This is a genomic window from Oceaniferula marina (assembly GCF_013391475.1).
GTDB lineage: Bacteria > Verrucomicrobiota > Verrucomicrobiia > Verrucomicrobiales > Akkermansiaceae > Oceaniferula > Oceaniferula marina.
In genome coordinates this window covers 89,012-111,797 of the sequence record NZ_JACBAZ010000006.1, presented here as the reverse complement: position 1 = coordinate 111,797, position 22,786 = coordinate 89,012, and the positions used below count along the sequence as shown (strand labels likewise).

Sequence of the window (22,786 nt, the reverse complement as noted above, 5' to 3'; positions counted from 1 at the left end):
ATGCATAAACTTTTTCTTCTCGACGGGATGGCCCTGGTCTATCGCGCGCACTTCGCCCTGATCCGTAACCCGATCCTGACCAGCAAGGGCATCAATACCTCAGCGGTCTTTGGATTTACCAACACCCTGCTCGACCTCATTGACAACCAGGGGGCCAGCCATATCGGCGTCGCATTCGATACCAAGGAGCCCACTCCCCGGCACGAAATTTTCCCTGAATACAAGGCACAGCGCGATGCCATGCCCGAAGAACTCGCCGCAGCCATCCCCTACGTCAAACAGCTCTGCCGGGCACTCGGCATTCCCGTGCTCGAAGTCCCGGGCTACGAAGCCGACGACATCATCGGCACACTCGCCCACCGCGCCGATGAAGCTGGCAACATCCACACCTACATGGTGACCCCGGACAAGGATTTTGCCCAGCTTGTCACCGAAACCACCACGATGTGGAAACCGGGAAGGCAGGGAGGAAACCACGAACTTCTCGACGTCGCCGCCATCAACCAACAATGGGAGATCGAAAGCCCGAAACAAGTCATCGACATCCTCGGACTCTGGGGGGACGCCTCCGACAACATCCCCGGCGTTCCTGGCATCGGTGAAAAAACAGCCAAAAAATTGATCAAACAATTCGGTTCGATGGAAAACATCCTCGATTCGACAGATCAGCTCAAAGGCAAACAAAAAGAAAATCTGGAAAACTTCCGCGAGCAGGCACTGCTCTCCAAAAAGCTGGTGACCATCATGCTCGATGCCCCGGTGGACGTGCACTGGAACGATCTTGCCCTCGGCAACCGGGATGATGCCAAAGTGAAGTCCCTACTCACCGAACTGGAATTCAACGCCATTGGCAAGCGCCTCTACGGGGCGGACTTCACCGCGGGCCGGGGACACCAAACAAACGAAAGCTCAACAGATGACACCGACAGCGAGCCGACGGAAGCTCCCCAGCTAAAAACCATCGACGACGTACCGCACCAGTATCACCTGGTCGACAGCGTCCAGGCGCTCGACTCCCTGACCAAAAAACTTTCCATCGCGAACCGCTATTGTTTCGACCTGGAAACCACCTCACTCGACCCTCGGAGCTGTGATATCCTGGGCATCGCCTTTTCCGTCAAAGCCCATGAAGGATACTACGTGCACACCGGTCCCGGCAGCCCACTGAAACTCGTGATGGTGCTCGAAAAACTGAAACTTGTCTTCCAGACAAAACTCGAAAAAATCGGACACAATCTGAAATTCGACCTCTCCGTCCTCGCCATGCATGGATGCGAGGTTTCCGGCCCCTTCTACGACACCATGCTGGTGCACTCACTGGTTTACCCCGACCGACGTCACAATATGGACTTCGTCTCCGAAGCCATGTTAGGCTACACCCCGGTCAAACTTGAACAACTGGCCGAACAATGCAAAGAGCCTGAAAAGGACCTCTTTGCGAGCGAAGAGGAACCAAAACCAAAGAAAAAGAAGGGGAAAAAGAAAGAGCTCAACATGAGCCTGATCCCGGTAGAAGCGCTCGCCGAGTATGCCGCCGAAGATGCCGACGTCACCTTGCAAATTGCTGAAAAGTTGCGCCCGTGGCTTGAAAAAATCGAGCAGGAAGCCATCTATCAAAACATCGAAGCCCCACTGATCCCAGTCCTCACCGCGATGGAAAATGAGGGGATCGCTCTTGATATCGTCGCACTCAAAGCCATCGGCGACAGCTTGGGAAAACGCATCACCGGCCTTACCGAAGACATCACCGAAGCTGCAGGCAAAGCATTCAACCTCAACTCTCCGAAACAACTCGGTGAAATCCTTTTCGGTGAAATGCAGCTGGTTGAAAAACCCAAAAAAACCAAAACCGGGCAGTTTAAAACCGATGAGCAAACGCTGGCCGCCCTCGCCCCCAAACATCCGATTGTTGCCGATATTCTGGAATACCGTGAAGCCAGCAAACTCAAATCCACTTACGTCGACGCCCTACCTAACCACGTCTCCCAGCGCACCAACCGGGTGCACACCCACTTTCACCAACTGTTAGCCTCCACCGGCCGACTCGCCTCCAGCGATCCGAACCTGCAAAACATCCCGGTTCGCAGTGAAGCCGGGCGAGAAATCCGCAAAGCCTTTGTTCCTCGCGACGCCAAGCACACCCTGCTGGCCGCCGACTACTCACAGGTGGAACTCCGGGTGATGGCCGCCCTGTCTGGTGATGAGTCCATGATCCAAGCGATCAAAAACGATCTCGACATCCACTCGGCCACGGCAGCCAAGGTGTTTGATGTCGAAATTGACCAAGTGAGCTCTGAGCAGCGCCGCAGTGCCAAGATGGTCAACTTCGGCATCATCTACGGCATTTCCGCCTTCGGTCTCTCCCAGCGGCTGGGTATCGCCAGAACGGAAGCGAGTGAAATCATCGAAACCTACTTTAAGCAATACCCTGGGATCAAGGACTACATGGAGAGCACCGTCGAATTTGCAGTAGATCACGGCTACATCGAAACCATCACAGGAAGAAAATGCTACATCCGCAACATCGACTCCCGCAATGGCATGCTGCGCAAAGGGGCTGAACGAGCCGCCATCAACGCCCCGGTCCAGGGGTCGGCAGCCGATATGATCAAACTGGCCATGATCCAGGTCAGCGAACTGCTGGACAAAGAGCAGGCCAAATCGAAAATGCTGCTCCAGGTGCATGACGAATTACTCTTCGACCTCGACCTCAGTGAGAAGGATCGTCTTGTGCCCCAAATCATCCACACCATGGAACACGCGCTACCACTGCCATTCGACATCCCATGCAAAGTGGACATCGGAACCGGCAACAACTGGCTGCAGGCGCATTAATCCGACACTGCAGCCCCTTAGCGGTGGGCCTCAGCCTCAACCCGGATGATCTGCTCGGAAAAACCAATCCCCCATAGCATCTGGTCATCGATCGTCACGTCCGACAAGTATTGAGTGCCTGGCCGCTTTGACTTCGCGTCCTCGATCGCCTCACGTGTCGACGGAGATTCGCCTCGTGGAAACACATACAGCACCCAAGTCTGCTTTGACTCCCCGGTGACGGCCCCCAAGGAGGCGCCTTTGGCTTTCTTTTGATCAATGTAGGTCGAAGAAATAAAACTACCGTGGTTCGACGTCGAGCAACTCACCGCCAGCAGCCCCGCCAGACAAAGAAGTAATAATCGGGAATCAAGCATAACAAAAAGTAGGTTTCAAAGATCCGGGATCAGGTCAAATCGGAACGTTGCACTTCGATTTCACCCAGAATCTGATCCTGACGAATGCGGAACTGGTTCATCTTCATCAGCTCCAGCAAGGCCATAAACGTGACAATCACCTCGGCCTTCGATGTGGATTGCTCAAACAAAGAGTAGAACTTCAGGCTCTTGCCCGGTTTGAGCTCACCGAGCAAATACTCGATCTTATCGGCCACCGTATAGCGTTCATCAACGATTTCACCAAGATCGGTCGATTCCTCAAATCGTTTGAGCACATTCTGAAACGCCCGGATCAGATCAAAGATATTTACATCCGGCAGCGGCTCCACCTCGTCATCTGGAACAGGAGCTTCTTTTTCGGGGACATGGGCGAAATAATCCTCCTGCTCGGTCTCCTTACGCGATAAAAACCCGGCGGCATCCTTGAATTTTTTGTATTCGATCAATTGCCGGATCAACTCCCAACGAGGGTCGTCCTCCTCGACATCCTCCTCGGGTGGCTGCTCGGCCTTCGGCAGCAAGGTCCGACTCTTGATATACATCAGGTTGGCAGCCATCACGATGAACTCGGAGGCCAGATCGATATTCAGCATCTTGAAGGTATCGATGTAATCCAGATACTGCTTGGTAATGCGCTCGATCGAAATACTCTGGATATCCACCTCATCCTTTTTGATCAGGTAGAGCAATAGATCCAACGGCCCCTCGAAAATATCGAGCCTTACTTTGTAGTCGGCTTCTTCCACGGAGGAAATCGTTACGCGATCCTTCGCCCGGATGCGAGGAAATTATACCAAGTAGTAAAACAGACGGGACGATAGCCGAGATGAATGAGTTCTTTGGTAAGGCGCGACGAAGGAATGGTGCGGGCACCATGACTAAGGAGAAACAAAGCCAAAGGAGTCATTCATCCGGAATTCTCATGGACCACGTAGTGCTTTTCCACATACCTCAACAACGATCAATCGTCTCGTCTGTTTTGCGGAGTGGTATTATGTGTCCGCTTAGAAGCGCCCAATCGATCCCCCCCCTTTCGCACAAAAACGCTCACACGAAAAAATCCCCGAACTTAGCGCCGGCGGTGGTGCCCGTGGTGCCCGTGGTGCGGGGGGCGGTGGTGGCCATGCTTGTAGTGTTTGTGATGATCGTGGCTGTTGTTTTCACCGATTGCGTAGCCAATCGCTCCGATCGCCAAGGCTCCGACCACCGCAGCGCCCGGATCAATCGTCTCCACCGGCCGCCCATGCGCATCATAGGTGGTGGTACAACTGCTCAATCCCAAGGCCAACACCATGGACGATCCAATAAAAAGGGTTTTGGGTATCGTTTTCATCTCTCTGAGTCTAAACCAAAAATGACATCTTTGCATCGCCTACTTCGACGCAGCCCCTTGGTTTTTATTCAGATTTTGTCGATTTTTTCTCTGACTTCCCCCTGCGTTGCCACCAGCAGATGAGCGCAAAAGCCAAGAAAACGGCCAGTAAGCCAAACCACTTCCACCATCCTCGAGCTCTTTGAACCCAATCAGGACGGCAGGGCATGGGATGAACCAAGGATGCGGAATCAAAGCCACGCTCACCCCAAATCGTATCTTCTCCCGAATCAAATAAAGATTTGTTTTTCAACACAGCTTCTCCGCTGGGATCGATTCTCAACTGCTTGACAGATCCATCGATGCGAAGCACTACAGATCTTCCGCGATAGGCCTTCGGATCAAATTTCGTCCCCTCTCCCGTCATCGACGCCAGCAACAAAGGCCTGGAGGTTGATCCATCGTCATAGTCTATCTTCTGATTTTTGATGTAGGAAAACCCACACTCGCCAGCTTCGAATTTACCAGATCCGGGGGCAATGCCGAGATGAGAGCTACTATTGCTTACAAACTGGCATTTCCCACTGTCCTCGTAATAACCTGCGGCTATCAACTGCCCCAAATAATCGTTGGAGTGATCACCCCGAAAAGCAGCCAACTCACCGACAGCTGTCGCATCCCCGGGAAACATGCCGTGATCCTGCTCAAATTCGAATAAAGCCAGATGAAGTTGCTTGGCATAATATACTTTCGTCGCAAGAGCAGAATATTTTTTCGACTTCAGAACCGTAGGTGTCACCAACCACAGGAAAAGCAAGCCTGCTGATAGAACGATCAAACAAATTTTAAGCAGCTTCATGGAATTCAATTTGAGTATTTCATTCAGCTCCCCATCAGATCACCAACCTACCATATCACGGTTCGTCTTGGCCGACGTTGATCAAAATCTCACGTGGGCGTGCACCGTCACCGGGCCCAATGATGCCGCGGTCTTCGAGAATATCCATCATCCGGGCGGCCCGGGTGTAGCCGAGACGCAATCGACGCTGAAGCAGGGAGGTGCTCGCCTTTTTCTCCTGACGGATCACTTCGAGACATTTTTCGATGATTTCCTCATCCGCATCAGAAACCTCATTATCATCGTCGTCGCCGCCGCTACCACCACTCTCGATGCTCGCCTGCACGGTTTCTTCGAATTTTTGATCCACTTGGTTTGAACAGAAGGAAATCAGATCCTCGACCTCATCATCGGAAACAAAAGCACCTTGGGCACGCTCCAACTTTGCAGAGCCAGGTGGCAGGTAAAGCATGTCCCCCTTACCCACCAACTTATCAGCACCAGACACATCCAGGATCACCCGGCTGTCGAGTTTGGAAGAAACCTGGAAGGCAATCCGGCTGGGGATGTTCGCCTTGATAATACCGGTGACCACATCGGCCCGCGGAGTCTGGGTGGCAATAATGAGATGGATCCCCGCAGCCCGGGCTTTCTGGGCGATCCGGGCAATGCACATCTCCATGTCCGCAGGAGCGGTTTGCATCAGGTCAGCCAACTCATCAATAATGATGACAATATAAGGGACCCGATCCGGGATTTCTTCTTCCTCGTCATCGTCGTCCGAGCCATCCAGCGAAGGGGGGCCAAGTTCGCCATCGGTCAGAGCCTGGGCAATCGAATCGATATGCTCCTGATCGTAGCTTTCCTCTTCTTCCGGCTTATCCTCTTCCTCACCCTCTGCTGGTTCTTCCGGCTGTTCTTTTTCGGGAAGCTCCCGGCTATTGAAGGCATCAAAATTCCGCACGCCGACATCGGCAAAAATCCGGTAGCGGCGTTCCATTTCATTGACCACCCAGCGCAAGGCGGCAAGCACCTTATTGGGGTCGGTCACCACGGGAACCGCCAGGTGCGGCAGCGTGTTATACATCTGCATTTCGACCACTTTCGGGTCAACCATGATGAAGCGCAGCTCATTCGGGCTGAACTTAAAGAGAATACTGGAAATAATCGTGTTGATACACACCGACTTACCGGAGCCGGTGGCACCGGCCACCAGAAGGTGGGGCATCGCCGCCAGGTCACCGATCACGGTGTTGCCGTAGACATCCTTACCCAGTGCCAACGGAATCTTATTTTTCGAGCTTGTGAATGCCGGATCGTGCAGCAAGTCGTGCAGAGGAACCGCCACCTTCTCATTGTTGGCAATCTCAATACCCACCGTATCCGATCCCGGAACCGGAGCCAGGATATTGATCCGCTCCGCCTTGGTCGCCCGGGCAAGGTCAGCTTCCAGTTGGGTGATCCGACTCACCCTCAACCCCATACTCGGGTAGACCTCATACCGGGTAATGGTCGGGCCGCGCGTAATATTTCCTGCCGTCACCTCAACGCCAAAGGCCTTCAAGGTGTCGATGATCGTTTTCTGAACCGACACCAATTCGCCTTTGTCCGCCTCGGTTTCAGGCTCGGCATTTTCCGGGACATTCAGCAAGTCAAACCCGGGAAGCTCGTAGTTTTCGTATTCTTCGGTGCTTAAACCACCGTGGTCCAATTTCTTTTTGGCAAAGGGTTTGGCTCCGGGGACCGACTTGTGCTGGCTGCGCTGGGAGGCGTCAATCACCTGCGGCGGCGGCGTCACCTTCAATGGTAGTTCAGTCTGAGGATCTTCCTCCTTATCATCGTCTTTGTCCTCATTGGCCGCTTTATTCGCGGCTTTCTTCGCCGCCGCTTTTTTACGGGCTTTCGGTTTGGGCGATGCCTCGATTTCATCCTCATCGAACAGCGGATGCTTGCGAGCCAACTGCTGATCACGTTCACGACGCAGCTTTTCACGTGCCGCAGCTTTCTCGGCTGAGGCCACCTTTCGCTCACCACGCCCCTGCCACCACCGAACCGCAAAAGTCACCAATGAACGCGAGAATTGGATCGGGTGTAAACCCGTCAACAAAATCAAACTGACCAAATACACACAGACAAGAACCAGAATGGCTCCTGGTTTGTTGAGCAGAGCTTCCAGAAACTTGGTTCCCAAGGCGTAGCCCACCACCCCTCCAGGGCCACTCAGGTGATTGGCCTCCGACCAGGCTTGTAAAAATAAACTCTGCACCGCAAGTAAGGCGGCACCACTGAGAATAAACACCCCGCAGCCCGTCCAGGTCCTCCATGAAGCCCGGGCATCAAAGACCAGCTTGGCCACCCCCATCCAAAGCATCGTCAAGGGCACCAAATAGGCTGCTGCACCAAAGGTCACAAACGTAATTTGACCAAGAAACACCCCGACCGGTCCAATCCAGTTGGAGCAACCTTCACTCTGCGCCGCTTCTCCGGCATCCCCCATCCAAGGAAGAAACTTTACATCACCCGGAACAAAGGAAATCAAGGAAAGCAGCAAGAGCAAACCTCCACCACACAGTAAAATTCCCAGCACCTCGTTCGGCCACTGACTCCGTTCCCTTTTCTGATTTTTCGGTTTATTACGCGCCGTCGCCATACGTCATCCTCCTTGGTGTCATCCTTGGTATCTTCCCCGTGGTCGCTGGATCATCAGTCGCTCATCTGTCCGGAACTACTCCCAAAACCCATCAACGCACTCATGCCTAGCCGTGTATTCTATCACGTTCTGACGGGCCAGCATCCCCTAAAATCAAGCATCTGGCAAGGCAAATCCCCATAATCTGAATTATCAGGAAAGCTTAGCTAATGGGCGTGATTTTCATCTATTTCGAGTTTGGCGATCTGCCGATGCTCACCTAATCTGCGGCATGCCTTTTCTACAGCTCGACAACGTCAGCACCCATTTTTCCGCCGGGTCGGGCATTTTCCAGCCAAAAAAGCAAGCGGATGTGATCAAGGCTGTCGACAATGTATCCTTGAGCCTGGAACAAGGCGAGATCCTAGGACTGGTCGGAGAATCAGGCTGTGGCAAATCCACGCTATCCAGAACCATCATGCAACTGGTCCCGGCTACAGCGGGGAACATCACCCTCGACGGCCAGAACCTGAGTGATCTGCCGGCACGGCAAATCCGGCAAAAGCGACTGGATTTTCAAATGATCTTCCAGGACCCCTACGCCTCGCTCAACCCAAGGATGACGGTTTTCAGCACCCTTGCTGAAGCATGCCGCCAACGTCACCCCCAACTCAAGGGAGAGGCACTCCAGAACCACATCGACCAACTGATGCTACGGGTCGGGCTCGACCGGAGGTTCGCCCGCAAGTATCCACACGAGTTTTCCGGAGGTCAACGCCAACGGATTGCCATCGCCAGAGCCCTCGCCCCCGAACCCAAGCTCATCATTGCCGACGAACCGGTCAGTGCGCTTGATGTCTCGATTCAATCCCAAATCCTGAACCTCCTGATCCAGCTCAGCAGGGAGCTGCAGCTGACCATGATTTTCATCTCCCACGATTTATCGGTGGTCCGCTACATCGCTGACCGGATTGCGGTTATGCACCAAGGAGGTATTGTCGAATACGGAGGTGCCGAGCAGGTTTTCAATCACCCTGAGCATCCATACACCCGCAAGCTGCTGAATGCCGTTCCCGCATTACCCTCGGTCGATGCCTAAATTCACAGCGAACGATTACGTCGACCCACCCATTCAGGAACAGCCGCAGGGCGAATGCACCAGGGGCTAACAGCCTGCGGCGCTGACAGGAGTCACATGATTGAAGAGGATTTACAGTATTTTTTAAGAAATAAGCGATCGGTTTTGGACAAGCCTTGATCTTCGAAAATTAACAATCCTGTAAAATCTTGAAAAAATCCTGACAATCCTGTCAGCGCCGCAGGCATCAGCGAGATCATCTCCCTAATGGAGGAGCCCTAGGCACAGCCAGATTCAGGATGACTTGCATCCTTGCTATTTTCATGCACTCTCCTCCAGCCCATGAGCGAAAACAACAAACAGCCCAAAGCCAGCGTCCCGGACTATGTGGTCTACGCTATCTACCGACTGTTTGAATGCCTGCTCTCACTTCTCCCGATGAAATGGGTCTGCTGGTCTGGCTCCGCACTAGGCTACCTAAGTTCGCTCCTGCTGGTAGAACGGCGTGCCACCGTTACGCGCAACCTCCGCATCGCCTTCGGGGACAGCATGAGCCATGATGACATTCGCCGTCTGACCCGGAAAACCTTCATGCAAACCGGGGCAAACCTGATTGCCAGTATCCGGACCGCCACCTTCAGCCCGGAAAAAATCCTGCAAAGCATCGAAATCACCGGGGAAGAACACCTGCTCAAAACCAGAAAATCTGAAAAGGGAACCATCTGCCTGCTCTCCCACATGGGAAACTGGGAGTTTCTCGCTCAGGCCCACCTCGCCCTGCCGGAACTCAAGCCTACAGGAACCCTCTACCGACCGATCAACAACCCGCTGATCGACGCCCTGATCCGACGCCGCCGGGGAAGTCAGGGCACCAAGGTGTTCAGTCGCCGCGACGGATTTTTCAAACCCATCGCCCACATCAAAGAAGGAGGATCCCTCGGCGTTCTGGCCGACCAACAAGCGGGGGCTCATGGTCTGGCCGTCCCCTTGTTCGGCAAATTAACCTCACTCACCAACCTTCCAGCGATCCTGCACCGCCGGACCGGGGCTCCCATCGTCCCGATTGCCGTCTCGACGATCGCCCCGGGCAAGTGGAAGTTCACCGTCTACCCCGCGCTCGACATCCCGGAAAACAAGCAAAGCAACACGGTCTACATCACCGCACTCTGCGCCCAAGCCTATGAACGGGCGATGTCCGCCCATCCGGCCGATGTCCTCTGGATGCACGGCTACTGGAAAACCGGACGCAAACGCCCTCTAAAGATCGATGGCCTGCAGAAAAAACGCACCGGACATCAGCGCTCTGCGGCAACCCATCCGTTTCGCGTCCTGGTCTATACCGGATCATTGTCTCCATCCGACACAGAGCATCTCAACCAACTTAATCGGTTAAAGAACTACCGCCCGGACCTGCACCTCACCACTGTCGGAGAACATGGCTTCGATTGTGCAGATGCGCACATCCTTGCTCGAGCGAGCGACACCAGCCCGAAACTGGCGCATCAGATCGAACAATATAACCTCGATCAGGCGGCTCCCGCCGACTGCGCTCTGGACTTTACCGCCAACGCCGAAGGTGCCACCATCTTCCACAAGGCAAAGATCAAACGGATTTTTGCGCTCATCGGTCCATTTCAAAGCCCGTTCACAGCAAAAGCCTTCAATAAAGGCGATGCCCAGGGCTTGGCCGGTTTTCTCGATAGCCTCGGCATCAACGCTTAAGCCCGACAGCCATGCAGCCCGTCACCTATTCACAGGAAGATTTCGATGCCCTTTGCCGCAACGGCCAAGCAATCGATGAAAAAGGAGGCTACCCAGCCGTGGTCCTCCACCCGGATGACACGGTAACCAAGATATGGGCCCGCAAAAAAAAATGGCTGTCGTCGGCGACGCTCCGGCCCTACAGCGGACGCTTTATTCATAACGCCGAAGAACTTGACCAACGCGAGATCCAGGCCCCAAGTGTCCTGAAACACATTGCCCTGGCCGGTAGCCACGTCCGGGCTGTCACCTATCAATCCCTACCCGGGCAATCCATCCGGGAGTTACTCAAACAATCCCCCGAACAGGTCCATATCAGAGATCTCTGCCACTTCATCCACCACCTGCACCAGAAGGGTATCCTGTTCCGAGGCATGCATCTTGGGAACATCATCCAGCTCCCAGACCAGCAAGGATACGGCTTGATTGATTTCACCGACGTCAAATTCTACGCAAAACCAGTGCCGATGTTGAGACGAGCCGCCAACCTGGCCACTCCTCTGCGTTACCGCAAGGACGTGCAACGTATCAAAAAGGCCGGACTACCAAGCTTGCTATCCAGCTACTTGAAAATCCTCCAACTGGACGAAACCGAACAGCAGAGATTCAAAAGCGAGGTCAACCGCTACCTCAAGTGAGCAAATATACCGGGGAGAACCATCGCTTTCCCCCGGTGACGTTGGTAAAATTTTCCAGCCCGAATGAGCACGGACCTCCAAAGGCCGGCGTTACTCCTCAGTTGATCTTTCCAATTCGGACCAATATAAATCTTCAGAAAAGCAGCCATATCCCGGTCCGTAAAACCGCAGTCCACTGCTGAAAACAACAAGGCCCCCAAGTCTTTGACCAGCCAACGACGCGGCACCTTGCTCCGGATCTGGGCACGATGCAAATCCAACAAGGGCAGTCGAACCTCGTCTCCCGGACGCCAGTGTGACCAGTCCCGGTTCTGAATATGGAAATGGCACAGGTAAAAATCACGGTGATTCATTCCCGCCGCATGCATACGCCGAGCCGAATCGGCAACCTTGCGAAGCAGCATCCGCTTCAATGCCAGACGCCGTGGACCGCCAGTTCCACCCATCTCTTTAAAAAAATCCTCAAGCTCAATCCGTTCATCCAGAGCCTGCATCACCACAAACGATTGCACCTTCGCTGGATTCAGGCCCCGCACCCCTTTGCCTACGATTTTCACCGTCTCGACTCCAGACCGCTCCAGCAATGCTACCGCCTTCCACTCATTCGAGGCCGTGATGATCGGCCATTTGAGTTGGCTCAGGTTCTTCCAAATTTCACGCCATCCAATGCCACGGTGGATTTTGGCAAAGTACTCCCGCCCCTGGTGCTCAAACATCAAAGTCCGGCGCCCCTCCTTGGCACGATACACCTCACCCTCCAGATCCATGATCTGATCAAAGGCACTTGAACCGGGAAACCGGTCACGTAATTCGTCCGCCAACTCAATCATCTGCAACCAACACAACCCGCACGGAGCGCAAGGTCAAGGATGGACATCCGATTTAACATGCGATGCTAAAAACGCCTCAATATGGCGATGGGCCGTATCCATACCGGAATAGAGGTCTTCCTCTGCAGCATACCGTAACGCCGCTTCGGCCCGCCCTTCCCAAGAATCAGCCAACAAGGCCGATAGCGCGCGCTCCAAGGCAGCCTGGTCGAAGGGGTGCATCAAAACCGTCCCTGCCCCCGAGGCCGCCACATGGGAAGCAAAACCACAAGCCGCGGTGGTTAACACCCCGGTTCCGGCACTAAGTGCTTCTACCAACACCGTTCCCGTATTTTCACTGCGTGCCGGATGAATCAACAGGTCCGCTGCCAGCATCAACTCCCAGGCATCATCACGCCCGCCGAGAAAGACCACACGATCCTGAACGCCACAGCCTTTGGCCAGCGCCCGGTAACGAGCGTCCTTACCAGACCCGGCAACATACAAAACCACATCCTCAGCTGCTGAAACCGACGCCACAGCCCGAATCGCCCGGTCCAAGCCTTTGGTGGCAAAGCCGGACCCAACGAGCAAGATGACATTCCTTTCATCCGGCCAATCCATGCGCTTGCGGATTTTGCTACGAAGCTCCCGTTTTTGCGCCATCTTCAAGGCGCGACGCCGGATGCTGGGCGGTAAGACCAACAAGCGTTCCGGGTCCGTGCCGTAAATCTTCTGATACGCCGGGACTTCCATATCGGTCAGCATCAGGATGTTTTTAGGTCCTCCTGCAGAAAACAAAAACCACTCAAGCTGAACGCCATGTCGATAACGGCGGCTGAACCGGTACCACCGGGGTTTGTTTCTCGCGATGCGTAGCGCATAACACGGGTCAGCAGCATAATAAAAATCCATGGCTAAGGCCAAACGGCTAAACCCGACCACACAATCCTGAGGGTGCTCTGCCAACCAGGCCTCCGCGTCCTGCTCAAAATGACGATCCATGGAAAGGTTGCTCAGACCTCTTGCCCCGAGCTCCTCCACCATCAGCCCCTCCGGAACCTCTCCCTCCCAACATCGGCAAACGACCGATACCTCATGTCCCGAGTCGATCAATCGAATGGCCAGGTTCACACAATCACGCTGCAAGCCCCCGTAAGGGAAATAACGATGAAGTAATAATGCCAGATTCATAACAGCGCCCAATCCGTCGCGGTTTTCGAAGCATAACCAACAAACACGCCCTGTCCACCCTGAACCCAAACAAGGAAACCGCCACCCATGAGCTGGATGGAATACGTGGTAATACCAAAGACTGAGAACGGCCAACTACCTCAGCCGGGATTGATTCAAATGAGGCAAATCCTCAATAAAGGAGCTTGGCAGCCCGAGAAATTCAACCATTCGGGAGTTATTGCTCTCTTTCTCCACATCAAATACCAACAACTGTTCCGGACGGTTCTGAAAATACTCCAAAATTTGCCGATTACGCTCCTCGTAGAGGCTAACTCGATGTTCCTTGTTATACACAAGCGACCAATCATAGTGCACAGCGTGATTCTCAACCGTTACAGCATGCCTTCTCACCACCTGATAGGAATAGTTTTTATGGAGATAGACCTCCTTATCCTTGAATGAGTTTTCGTTAAAATCTTCAATTTTTTCTACCCCGGCCCGCTTCATGATCCCTTTCAGGTGAAACCTTACCAAGCTGTCAAACCAAGCGTCAGCATCCCGCACCGTCAGAATAAACTGACTCCCGGGAAACAATGCATCCGCCGCAATATAGGCAGAACCTTGTGAAAAAGGCATATCCTGGAAGGCATCATATTTTTTGCACAGTTTTCTCAAGCTCCGGTAATCTCCACGAAAAACATCCTCTGAAATCAGCCGTTCTTGCATGGTTTGTTTGGGCATCACATACCCCATCTTCTTCAAGACCTTTTCAACCGTGGTGGTTCCCGTTTTATTGTATCCAATGCAAAAAACCTTTGTTCGCTTTTTCAAGCTCACCAACCTCTTTAAGCGTTTCATTCTACTCATCTTCCTGCATTGCTATGATCATTAATTCAACCGAACCGCCTTGCCGCCATTGCCCCTGTATCGATCAATCGCCTTGGACAGCCTCGATTGTGATCGATCTTTTAGCTTTCCCCGGTGATGGGCCAAATAATCCATCACGCCAAGGCCCGTAGCCGGCACCGCAGTGAGTTGCTCCATCAGTTCATCCAGCGAGTAGCCCATCGTCTCGAGACGTTCAGCCCCGATCCATTGCAGATACTCGGCCCCCATCTTTTTGCGGTAACGACTCCGAAAAGCCTGTTTCCACCGCGCTGTTGAATCTTCTGACAAGGTGTTCTGGTATTCCTTCGCTCCCGTTGAATCCCCCATCTTGCCACCCAAATCAACCGCCCCAAAGAGTTCGTGCTTGAAGCTCCCCTCAGGTAGATCCAGAAACGTTTGAATTTTGCCCAGCCATCGGTTCGGGTCGGCAACCAAGTCCTCGTATTGGAGTGCTAGCACGCGTTCTTGATTACCCTCATAGCTTTCGATCAAAGAGGCAAACCCCTCATACAAATCGATTTCGTAACCTGCAAAAGTCCAACGCCCTTTTTTCCATGTTCTGGAAATGGAAGCCATCACCGACAGCGGATTACGCCACAAAAAGATACATTTGGCCTCAGGGAAGGTTCGCATCAGATGACTACTGATGATGTGATAACGCGGCGTTTTATCCAAGAAATACCGTCCCTCACCAGCTAACAAACCGTAGAGGTGTTCACCATATGCTCTTGAGGCAGCAAAAAGATCATCCTCCCCACAGGGAAGGCTGCCCAGTATGTCCCTTACCGCTTTCCGGTATCCCTTCACCGAGTAGGCAGAACACATAAGCATCCGCTCGTCATAACTGAAAAGAGGCAGCATGAGCCATGGTTCGGACACGGTGGCAATGTCGTCACTCGTCGCCAATATTTTCTGAAGCAAAGTTGAACCGGACCGAGGTTGCGAAAAAATAAATAGTGGCTGAGCGGCTGATCGTTTCTCTTTCATAACCCGGATGAATTGGCATCAGGCTCTCGTCACACACCAGAGCCCCCCCCGTTATAAGTCACGGCAGCCAAAAGAATAGCTTAAAATATGACTTCCCAAGTTAAAGACAAATGTTACAAATCCTTCCCGCTGTGCCGGGTCGCAACGCTATGAAAATCATTGTAACTGGAGGAGCTGGGTTTATAGGATCCGCCGTTATTCGCCATCTGATCCAGCACTCGGACTGGCAAGTCATCAACGTCGATAAATTAACCTACGCCGGGAATCTGGACTCCCTCTCTGAGGTCAGCGCCAACCCTCGCTACACCTTCGAGCAAGTCGATATCTGTGACGCCGTCGAAATCAAACGGGTATTCAGAGAGCATCGACCCCATGCCATGATGCATCTGGCGGCGGAATCCCATGTTGACCGCTCGATTGACGGCCCAGGCGAATTCATCCAAACCAATGTGCTCGGGACCTACACCCTGCTTCAGGCAGCTCTTGCCTACTGGCAATCCCTGCCAGCCAACGAGGCCGGCAAAAAGGCTCAACCAAACAAAGACGGATTCAGATTCCACCACGTCTCTACCGATGAAGTCTATGGGGACCTCGGAGCCAGTGGTTTTTTCACCGAAGAAAGCCCCTACGACCCGAGCTCACCCTATTCCGCGAGCAAGGCATCTTCCGACCACTTGGTCAGATCCTGGCATCGGACTTTTGGATTACCAACCGTCATCACCAATTGTTCCAACAACTACGGCCCCTACCAGTTCCCGGAAAAACTCATTCCCCTGATGATCCTCAATGCATTGGAGGGACTCGCCCTGCCCGTATACGGAAACGGTAGCCAGGTGCGGGACTGGCTTTACGTCGACGATCATGCTCAAGCCCTGATAAAGGTGTTAATAGAAGGAGCCATCGGCCAGACGTACAACATAGGAGGCCATAACGAGAAAACCAATATCGATGTCGTGCGAACCATCTGCGACATCCTGAATGGCAAAATCGAAAGAAAACCAAACGGCATCAAAGACTTCAAGGAGCTGATCACATATGTCGATGACCGCCCCGGACATGACGTCCGCTATGCTATCGACGCCTCTAAAATCAAACAGTCTCTGAATTGGGAACCTCAGGAATCATTCGATTCCGGGATTCTCAAAACCATCGACTGGTATCTGTCACACAGCGAATGGTGTCAGAGGGTTCAGGATGGCAGCTATCAAAGAGAACGGCTAGGGCAAGGTTCCTGCGACTAAAACAAGAGAACCCCGCAGATAAAACAAGCATCGACATCATGAAAGGTATCATTTTAGCAGGAGGCACAGGAACACGATTATTCCCGGTGACGAGAGGGGTGTCCAAACAGCTCCTTCCCGTCTATGACAAACCCCTCATTTACTATCCCCTCTCCGTTCTCATGCTCGCAGGCATCCGCGACATCATGATTATCACAACGCCACACGATCAGGATGCTTTCCAGAGAGTGTTAGGCACCGGCAAACGCTTTGGGATCAACCTCAGTTATGCCACCCAAGCCCAACCGAATGGACTCGCCGAGGCGTTCCTCATCGGGGAGGAATTTATTGGAGCCGACCAAGTTTGTCTCGTGCTAGGCGACAACCTGTTCTTCGGAACCGGCTTTACCCCAATGCTGCAAAGAGTGGCTAACAGAGACTCCGGAGCAACGGTTTTCGGATACCAAGTCACCGACCCTAGCCGCTTCGGAGTCGTCGAGTTTGATCAAAACAAAAAGGCGATATCGATCGAGGAAAAACCCGAACACCCGAAATCAAACTATGCAGTCACGGGGCTCTACTTTTATGACAATGATGTCATTGATATAGCAAAGACCATACGCCCTTCCGCAAGAGGAGAGCTGGAAATCACCAGCATCAACCAAGCCTACCTTGCCAACGACACTCTGAACGTCCAGCTCCTGGGTCGGGGCTTTGCATGGCTCGACACCGGAACGCACGACAGCCTTTTGGAAGCCTCCCATTTTGTCCAAACAGTTGAGAAACGCCAAGGGCTTAAAATAGCCTGCTTGGAAGAAATCGCGCTCGCCAATCAATGGATGAATGAAGCACAAGTTGAGCAAGCCGCATCGACAATGGGAAGTTCCTCCTATGCCCACTACCTCAAAAACCTTCTCACTGAAAACAACCGTTCTTAACCCTGCCTGACACGGGCTCCCTGACGTTGAGTTCATTGAACTCCCCTCGATCGGCTTCGGTCAATGCGCCAGACGCATCCTAAAGCTAGCGCAGGAAATGAAACCCCGCGGAGTGCCCCCCCGAACTCGAATGTTTCGATCTGGGTATGGTCAATTCTGGACACGATCTCATGACAGCCAATGAGTTTGGCCGTGCCGGCTTCTACCACCCACCCAGGTCCCTCGCTGATACGGTTGCCTAATTCCCCGGATTATGATTGTATCGCCGTCTGCACCATGCGCGAGCCCATCCATGTCACCCAATCAGCCCTTCCCCCACTCCAGGACTACGTCAAACAACTCGAAGGGATCTGGCAACGAGGCCACCTCACCAACAATGGCCCATGCTTAAAGCAACTCGAAGAGGATCTGGCCCGTGAATTCGGGGTAAAGCATGTTCTTCTGGTGGCCAATGCCACCCTTGCCCTGCAACTTGCCATCAAGGCGCTTGGACTCCAAGGCGAAATCGTCACCACCCCCTTCTCTTTCATTGCCACCACGTCCACGATTGCGTGGGAGGGATGCAAAGCCCGCTTTGCCGACATCGATCCAGCCACCCTGTGCATCGACCCCGAACTCATCGAGCAGCAAATGCACGATCGTGTCTCCGCGATTGTTGCCACCCATGTGTTTGGCAACCCGTGTGACGTCAAAGCGATCGACAGCATTTCAAAAAAATGGAACGTCCCTGTCATCTACGATGCCGCTCACGCCTACGGGGTCGAGTTAGCAGGGAAAAACGTCATGCAATACGGTGATGTCTCCGTTCTCAGTATGCATGCAACCAAACTCTTTCACAGTGTCGAAGGAGGAGCGCTCGCCACCAATGATGATGCACTGGCCCATAAATTGTCCTACATGCGGAACTTTGGCTTTGACGGCCCGGAGGCCTTCCAAGGTCTCGGCATCAACGCCAAAATGTCAGAGCTTCATGCCGCCATGGGCTTGTGCCTTCACGGGCGTATACCTGAAATCATTGCCGAACGTCACCGGAGGGTGGAAAAGTATCACTCATTCCTTAAACCATCCGAGTCGATCGCCATGCCTGAGTGGAACGCCAAGGCAACTCAGAATGCAGCATACTATCCGATCATCCTCCCATCGGTCGAAGATCTAAAGACGATTACCTCAGCCTTGGCATCCCAACAAATTTTCCCTCGTCGTTATTTCTACCCCAGCCTCGACGCTCTTCCCTATGTAACAGCTCAGGAAACACCCGTAGCAAGTGACGTAGCCAATCGCATCCTCTGCCTGCCTCTCTATCACGATCTCTCCTTGGATGAAGTCGAAAACATCTCGCAAATCATCCTCAACACCCTCGGTTAACAAAAAAAACCTTTTTCCATGAACACAGTGACGGGCCCAAGCATTGCCATCATGCAGCCGTATTTTTTTCCTTATCTCGGCTACTTCCAACTGATCGCAGCCGTTGATAAGTTTGTCATTTACGATGATGTCCACTACATCAAATCCGGATGGATCAACCGCAACCGCATTTTGGTCAACGGCAAAGAACTGCTGATCACCCTGCCGATCCAAGGCAAAAGATCATTCACAGACATCAAAACCATTGAGCTAGCAAACACAGACCTCTGGCTTACAAAAACCCACCGAACACTGCAAATGGCCTATGGAAAAGCCCCTTACTTCAACGAGGTCAACGATCTCATCCAAACGGCTTTTGATTGCCCATCATCCAAACTCAGCGAGCTGTTAACCCATCAGCTTCGGGTGATCACAAACTACTTGGGGATCCGAACCGAGCTCATCCCCTCATCAAGCATCTACAACAATAAAGAAATGGAACGTCAGGACCGTCTCATTGATATTTGCTTGAGGGAGAAATCAAAAACATACATCAACCCCCTTGGTGGACAATCGCTCTATACCAAAGACGCATTCGCCGAACATGGCATACACCTGTATTTTCTGGAGCCAACGCTTCCAAGGTATACTCAAGCAGGTCATCCCAGTTTCGTCTCCGGCTTATCCATCATCGATCTCATGATGAATCATTCCCCCGCGGCGATACGCCCTTTCCTGAGGGATTACTCACTCACATAGTCCCCCTCGTAAAAACATTTGTTCTATGGCCTACACTGAAGAAATCATCGGAGGAATGTTCGGCAATGAAGGCTTGAATTTCAGCCCGCAGCCGCCCCCACCCTTTTTGCAGCAAGCGCATCTCAGGCTCATCAATGCCAGATCCGGGATCCGGCTCCTCTGCAACCTCTCTCGTCCAAAAAAAGTGTGGCTTCCCTCTTTTTTATGCAACTCCATCACCTCGGCCATTCCCAAACACACCGAAATCTCCTTTTACCCGGTAGATGGCAGATTAAAAACGCACGACTTGAAGTGGGTCAAACACATCAACAAAAAGGATCTCGTCATCTTTATCGATTACTTTGGGTTTCCATCCGACACTACGTCTTTGCAGGCCGTCTCAGAACGTGGGGCCACCATCCTGCAAGACGCGTCCCAAGCACTGCTCTCTACCTTTGAGCGCCCCTATGCTGACTTCACTCTCTATAGCCCCAGAAAAACCGTGGGTGTCCCGGATGGCGGCATTTTGACAAGCCATAAAAACCACGGTTTTTCAGACGTCCGACTACAAGAGGCTCCAGCCGATTTTATCATGGCTTCATACAAAGCCTATGACCTCAAAACCCGTTTTGATCAGTTTGGAAAAATCAACTGGTACGATAGTTATCAAGCCGCTGAAGAACTCCACCCACTTGGCAGCTATAAGATGACGGATTACAGTTACGCCCTGCTCAAGGGGGGCTTCGATTACAAGAGCATTGCCAAGGCCCGCAGGCAAAGATACAAGCAGCTCCTCAATGACTTGTCAGACTGGGCGATCTTCAAAGAATTACCCGAAGAAGTCGTCCCCCTCGGGTTTCCCCTCATCACAAACAAGAGAGAACAAGTCTTAGAGCAAATGTATCGCTCTCGTATTTTTTGCCCAGTCCACTGGCCCATTGATAACAGAGTGCCCAAACATTTTACGGAATCCCAGCATCTGAGCGATCAGATCATGACCATACTCTGTGACCAGCGTTTATCCGACACCGGACTCAAAAAAATGACTCAAATCTTCATCTCATCACAAGGATGAAACAGGTATTGCAGCACAACGAAAGAGAGATCAACACATTACCGGCCATGACAGACCTGACAGAAAAGTTTCGAAAAAGTGAAAACCTGGAAACCACACTCTCTCGAATAAACCAGTGTATTACAGGTACGGAACTCAACCCAGCCACCCGCCCCCAAATGCCCTTGATGCTCATCATGGGCTGCCCTCGATCCGGTTCGACATTGCTGATGCAGAATTTGTCCCGGTTGGGGTGTTTCGGTTACCCATCCAACCTGATTGCTCGGTTTTACGGAAACCCCGCCTTTGGTTGTGAGGTCCAGAAAGCCTTGGTCGACTACGACAAAGAAGATCAAATGGGAATCAAAACTCAACAGCTCGAGTTCGAATCCCAACTAGGTCGGGTCAAAGGGGCTCTCGCTCCCAGTGAATTCTGGTACTATTGGCGCCGATTCTTCCATTTTGGAGAAATCCAAAAGCTCGATGACTCTCAACTTCACAGTGTCGACAGCGACGCATTCCTCCAAGGACTGGCGTCCATGGAGTCGTCGCTTGGCAAACCTCTCGTCATGAAAGGAATGTTGATGAACTGGCATATTGATTACCTCTTAAACATCAGCGAGCGCTTTGTCTTCACCCATATTCGTCGAGATTTATTCTCCGTCGCCCAATCCATTCTTGAATCACGTGTGCACTACTACGGAAACCGTAAAACATGGTGGTCATTCAAACCTCCTGAATACCCGGAACTGGCCGAGCTCGGCGCCATTGAGCAAGCAGCCGCACAAGCCGTATATACCCATCACGCCGTATCAATGGGAATGCAACTTGTCCCGCAATCAAGAAGCATCGAAATCGACTATCTCAGCCTCTGCCAGTCGCCCGAGGCCATCCTATCCACCATCCACCAAAAATATCAGGATTTAGGCTGCCCGCTCGATATGCCGGCAACCCCCGTACAACGCTTCGACCACAGAGAGCAAGTCCGCCTCAACAACGATGACGAATATGCTCTGAGATCCGCCATTGAGAAATACCAGCATCAAGTTTCAGCCTAACCCCCCCTTCCGAGAGGGAGCCAGATCTATCATGAATCACGACCATTACACACTCGCTCCGATCGGAGTGTCGACCTACACTCGCTTGACCCATCTGAAACAAACTATCGAGGCCCTTTCCCAAAACACGCTGGCGAAGCAAAGTAAGTTATATATTTTTTCTGACGCTCCCATGGAGGGAGACGAGAACGCTGTCTCGACCTTACGTTCCTATCTTGAAACCATTGATGGATTTGAATCGGTAACCATTGTGGCACGAACAAAAAACAACCGCATCAAAAACAATCGAGGCGGCATGCGCCAACTGCTCGACGAATATGGGAAACTCATCTGGCTCGAAGATGACATCGTTACGGCACCTGGTTTTTTGTGCTACATGAACGAGGCTCTGGAGTTCTACAAAGATGACCCGCAGGTTCTCAGCATTTGTGGATATGCCCCCCCTCTCAAGGTGAGGTCACAAAGTGACGCCTTTATCCTTAGCCGGTTTTCAGCCTGGGGCTTCGGCATCACCGCGAGCAACTTTGATAAAATCAAAGCCATCCCGTCCAACGCCCTCGAAACCCTCGACAGGGCACGGTTGATTCAAAATGGCAGAGACCTCGAAGGCATGGTCAAACGAGAAGCCTCCGGAAAAATCAACGCCTTGGACATCAGGGCGATGTATGCCCAGTATTTAAACAGCACCGTCACAGTGTATCCGAAACAAAGCCTGGTGCAGAATATTGGACACGATGGCACCGGGGTGCATTGTGGCAATAGCTCCGAATTTCATCATAAAGAACTATGGCAACAAACCGACGGCTTTAGCTTCGTAAAAAATCCGGAACTCGACCCCAGAATCGTCAAAGCCAATGCCCGCTGGAGAAACAACATGAAACGGAAAAGGAAACTATACAGAAAGCTTGGCCTGAAGCGACTTGCAAAATTCTTGAATAATACCATTTGATCAGTTAAATTGGCCGAATGGCACTGAAGGTTTTCGATTTTAACTAGGCGCAAGGAAGGCGCATAGCGGGCTATGCAACTGACGCGCAACAACGGTAAAATCTAAAAGACTCAGTGCCCCCTTGCCATTCAGCTTGCTGACTGACTCATCATCTTAA

General features: G+C 52.4%; 20 protein-coding genes. 11 read left to right on the top strand and 9 right to left on the bottom strand.

What is annotated here, in order from left to right; all coding sequences use genetic code 11:
- Positions 1-2,835: a DNA polymerase I gene (gene polA, locus HW115_RS14515; protein ID WP_178933661.1), complete on the top strand. Its 2,835-nt coding sequence runs from the start codon at positions 1-3 to the stop codon at positions 2,833-2,835.
- A 17-nt stretch (positions 2,836-2,852) separates the two neighbouring features.
- On the opposite strand, the gene HW115_RS14510 is transcribed toward polA, so the two are convergent.
- The 5 genes from HW115_RS14510 to HW115_RS14490 all read right to left on the bottom strand — a co-directional run bounded on the left by HW115_RS14510 (position 2,853) and on the right by HW115_RS14490 (position 8,012).
- On the bottom strand, positions 2,853-3,191 hold the full coding sequence (locus HW115_RS14510; protein WP_227021546.1) for a hypothetical protein: 339 nt from the start codon (positions 3,189-3,191) through the stop codon (positions 2,853-2,855).
- Between the two features lie 29 nt (positions 3,192-3,220).
- Positions 3,221-3,958 carry a segregation and condensation protein A gene (locus tag HW115_RS14505; protein ID WP_178933659.1) on the bottom strand — a complete coding sequence of 246 codons (738 nt, stop codon included), beginning with the start codon at positions 3,956-3,958 and terminating at the stop codon, positions 3,221-3,223.
- A 323-nt stretch (positions 3,959-4,281) separates the two neighbouring features.
- Positions 4,282-4,545, bottom strand: coding sequence for a hypothetical protein (locus HW115_RS14500; protein WP_178933658.1), 264 nt, complete (start codon positions 4,543-4,545; stop codon positions 4,282-4,284).
- Between the two features lie 64 nt (positions 4,546-4,609).
- Entirely contained in the window at positions 4,610-5,383 is a 774-nt protein-coding gene (locus HW115_RS14495; RefSeq protein WP_178933656.1) for a hypothetical protein, read from the bottom strand.
- A 55-nt stretch (positions 5,384-5,438) separates the two neighbouring features.
- Positions 5,439-8,012: a DNA translocase FtsK gene (locus HW115_RS14490; protein ID WP_178933654.1), complete on the bottom strand. Its 2,574-nt coding sequence runs from the start codon at positions 8,010-8,012 to the stop codon at positions 5,439-5,441.
- A 271-nt stretch (positions 8,013-8,283) separates the two neighbouring features.
- Between HW115_RS14490 and HW115_RS14485 the strand changes: the two genes are divergently transcribed.
- The 3 genes from HW115_RS14485 (at position 8,284) to HW115_RS14475 (ending at position 11,468) form a co-directional block, all read left to right on the top strand.
- Positions 8,284-9,090 (top strand): ATP-binding cassette domain-containing protein, encoded by an 807-nt coding sequence (locus HW115_RS14485; protein WP_178933652.1) that lies wholly within the window; start codon positions 8,284-8,286, stop codon positions 9,088-9,090.
- Positions 9,091-9,411: 321 nt separating this feature from the next.
- On the top strand, positions 9,412-10,791 hold the full coding sequence (locus HW115_RS14480) for a lysophospholipid acyltransferase family protein (protein WP_178933650.1): 1,380 nt from the start codon (positions 9,412-9,414) through the stop codon (positions 10,789-10,791).
- Positions 10,792-10,802: 11 nt separating this feature from the next.
- Positions 10,803-11,468, top strand: coding sequence for a hypothetical protein (locus tag HW115_RS14475; protein ID WP_178933648.1), 666 nt, complete (start codon positions 10,803-10,805; stop codon positions 11,466-11,468).
- Here the strand turns inward: HW115_RS14475 and rfaP are convergent.
- The 4 genes from rfaP to HW115_RS14455 all read right to left on the bottom strand — a co-directional run bounded on the left by rfaP (position 11,456) and on the right by HW115_RS14455 (position 15,328).
- Positions 11,456-12,298, bottom strand: a complete 843-nt coding sequence (gene rfaP, locus HW115_RS14470) for a lipopolysaccharide core heptose(I) kinase RfaP (RefSeq protein ID WP_227021545.1) — start codon at positions 12,296-12,298, stop codon at positions 11,456-11,458. The two genes, HW115_RS14475 and rfaP, sit on opposite strands and share 13 nt — an antisense overlap.
- Before the next feature lie 33 nt (positions 12,299-12,331).
- The gene (locus HW115_RS14465) at positions 12,332-13,471 is read right to left on the bottom strand and encodes a glycosyltransferase family 4 protein (protein WP_178933644.1); all 1,140 of its coding nucleotides are present in this window, start codon (positions 13,469-13,471) and stop codon (positions 12,332-12,334) included.
- A 135-nt stretch (positions 13,472-13,606) separates the two neighbouring features.
- Entirely contained in the window at positions 13,607-14,284 is a 678-nt protein-coding gene (locus tag HW115_RS14460; RefSeq protein ID WP_178933642.1) for a sulfotransferase, read from the bottom strand.
- Between the two features lie 57 nt (positions 14,285-14,341).
- Positions 14,342-15,328 carry a sulfotransferase family protein gene (locus HW115_RS14455; RefSeq protein WP_227021544.1) on the bottom strand — a complete coding sequence of 329 codons (987 nt, stop codon included), beginning with the start codon at positions 15,326-15,328 and terminating at the stop codon, positions 14,342-14,344.
- Positions 15,329-15,477: 149 nt separating this feature from the next.
- On the opposite strand from HW115_RS14455, the gene rfbB reads away from it, so the two are divergent.
- The 7 genes from rfbB (at position 15,478) to HW115_RS14420 (ending at position 22,629) form a co-directional block, all read left to right on the top strand.
- Positions 15,478-16,569: a dTDP-glucose 4,6-dehydratase gene (rfbB, locus tag HW115_RS14450; RefSeq protein ID WP_178933638.1), complete on the top strand. Its 1,092-nt coding sequence runs from the start codon at positions 15,478-15,480 to the stop codon at positions 16,567-16,569.
- A gap of 38 nt (positions 16,570-16,607) precedes the next feature.
- Positions 16,608-17,486, top strand: coding sequence for a glucose-1-phosphate thymidylyltransferase RfbA (rfbA, locus tag HW115_RS14445; protein ID WP_178933636.1), 879 nt, complete (start codon positions 16,608-16,610; stop codon positions 17,484-17,486).
- Between the two features lie 276 nt (positions 17,487-17,762).
- On the top strand, positions 17,763-18,851 hold the full coding sequence (locus HW115_RS14440; protein WP_178933634.1) for a DegT/DnrJ/EryC1/StrS family aminotransferase: 1,089 nt from the start codon (positions 17,763-17,765) through the stop codon (positions 18,849-18,851).
- A gap of 18 nt (positions 18,852-18,869) precedes the next feature.
- Positions 18,870-19,589, top strand: a complete 720-nt coding sequence (locus HW115_RS14435; RefSeq protein WP_178933632.1) for a WbqC family protein — start codon at positions 18,870-18,872, stop codon at positions 19,587-19,589.
- Between the two features lie 25 nt (positions 19,590-19,614).
- Positions 19,615-20,643 (top strand): aspartate aminotransferase family protein, encoded by a 1,029-nt coding sequence (locus HW115_RS14430; protein WP_178933630.1) that lies wholly within the window; start codon positions 19,615-19,617, stop codon positions 20,641-20,643.
- A 47-nt stretch (positions 20,644-20,690) separates the two neighbouring features.
- The gene (locus tag HW115_RS14425; protein WP_227021543.1) at positions 20,691-21,680 is read left to right on the top strand and encodes a sulfotransferase; all 990 of its coding nucleotides are present in this window, start codon (positions 20,691-20,693) and stop codon (positions 21,678-21,680) included.
- 31 nt (positions 21,681-21,711) lie between these two features.
- Positions 21,712-22,629 carry a glycosyltransferase family 2 protein gene (locus tag HW115_RS14420; RefSeq protein WP_178933626.1) on the top strand — a complete coding sequence of 306 codons (918 nt, stop codon included), beginning with the start codon at positions 21,712-21,714 and terminating at the stop codon, positions 22,627-22,629.
- The last annotated feature ends 157 nt before the right edge of the window (positions 22,630-22,786 follow it).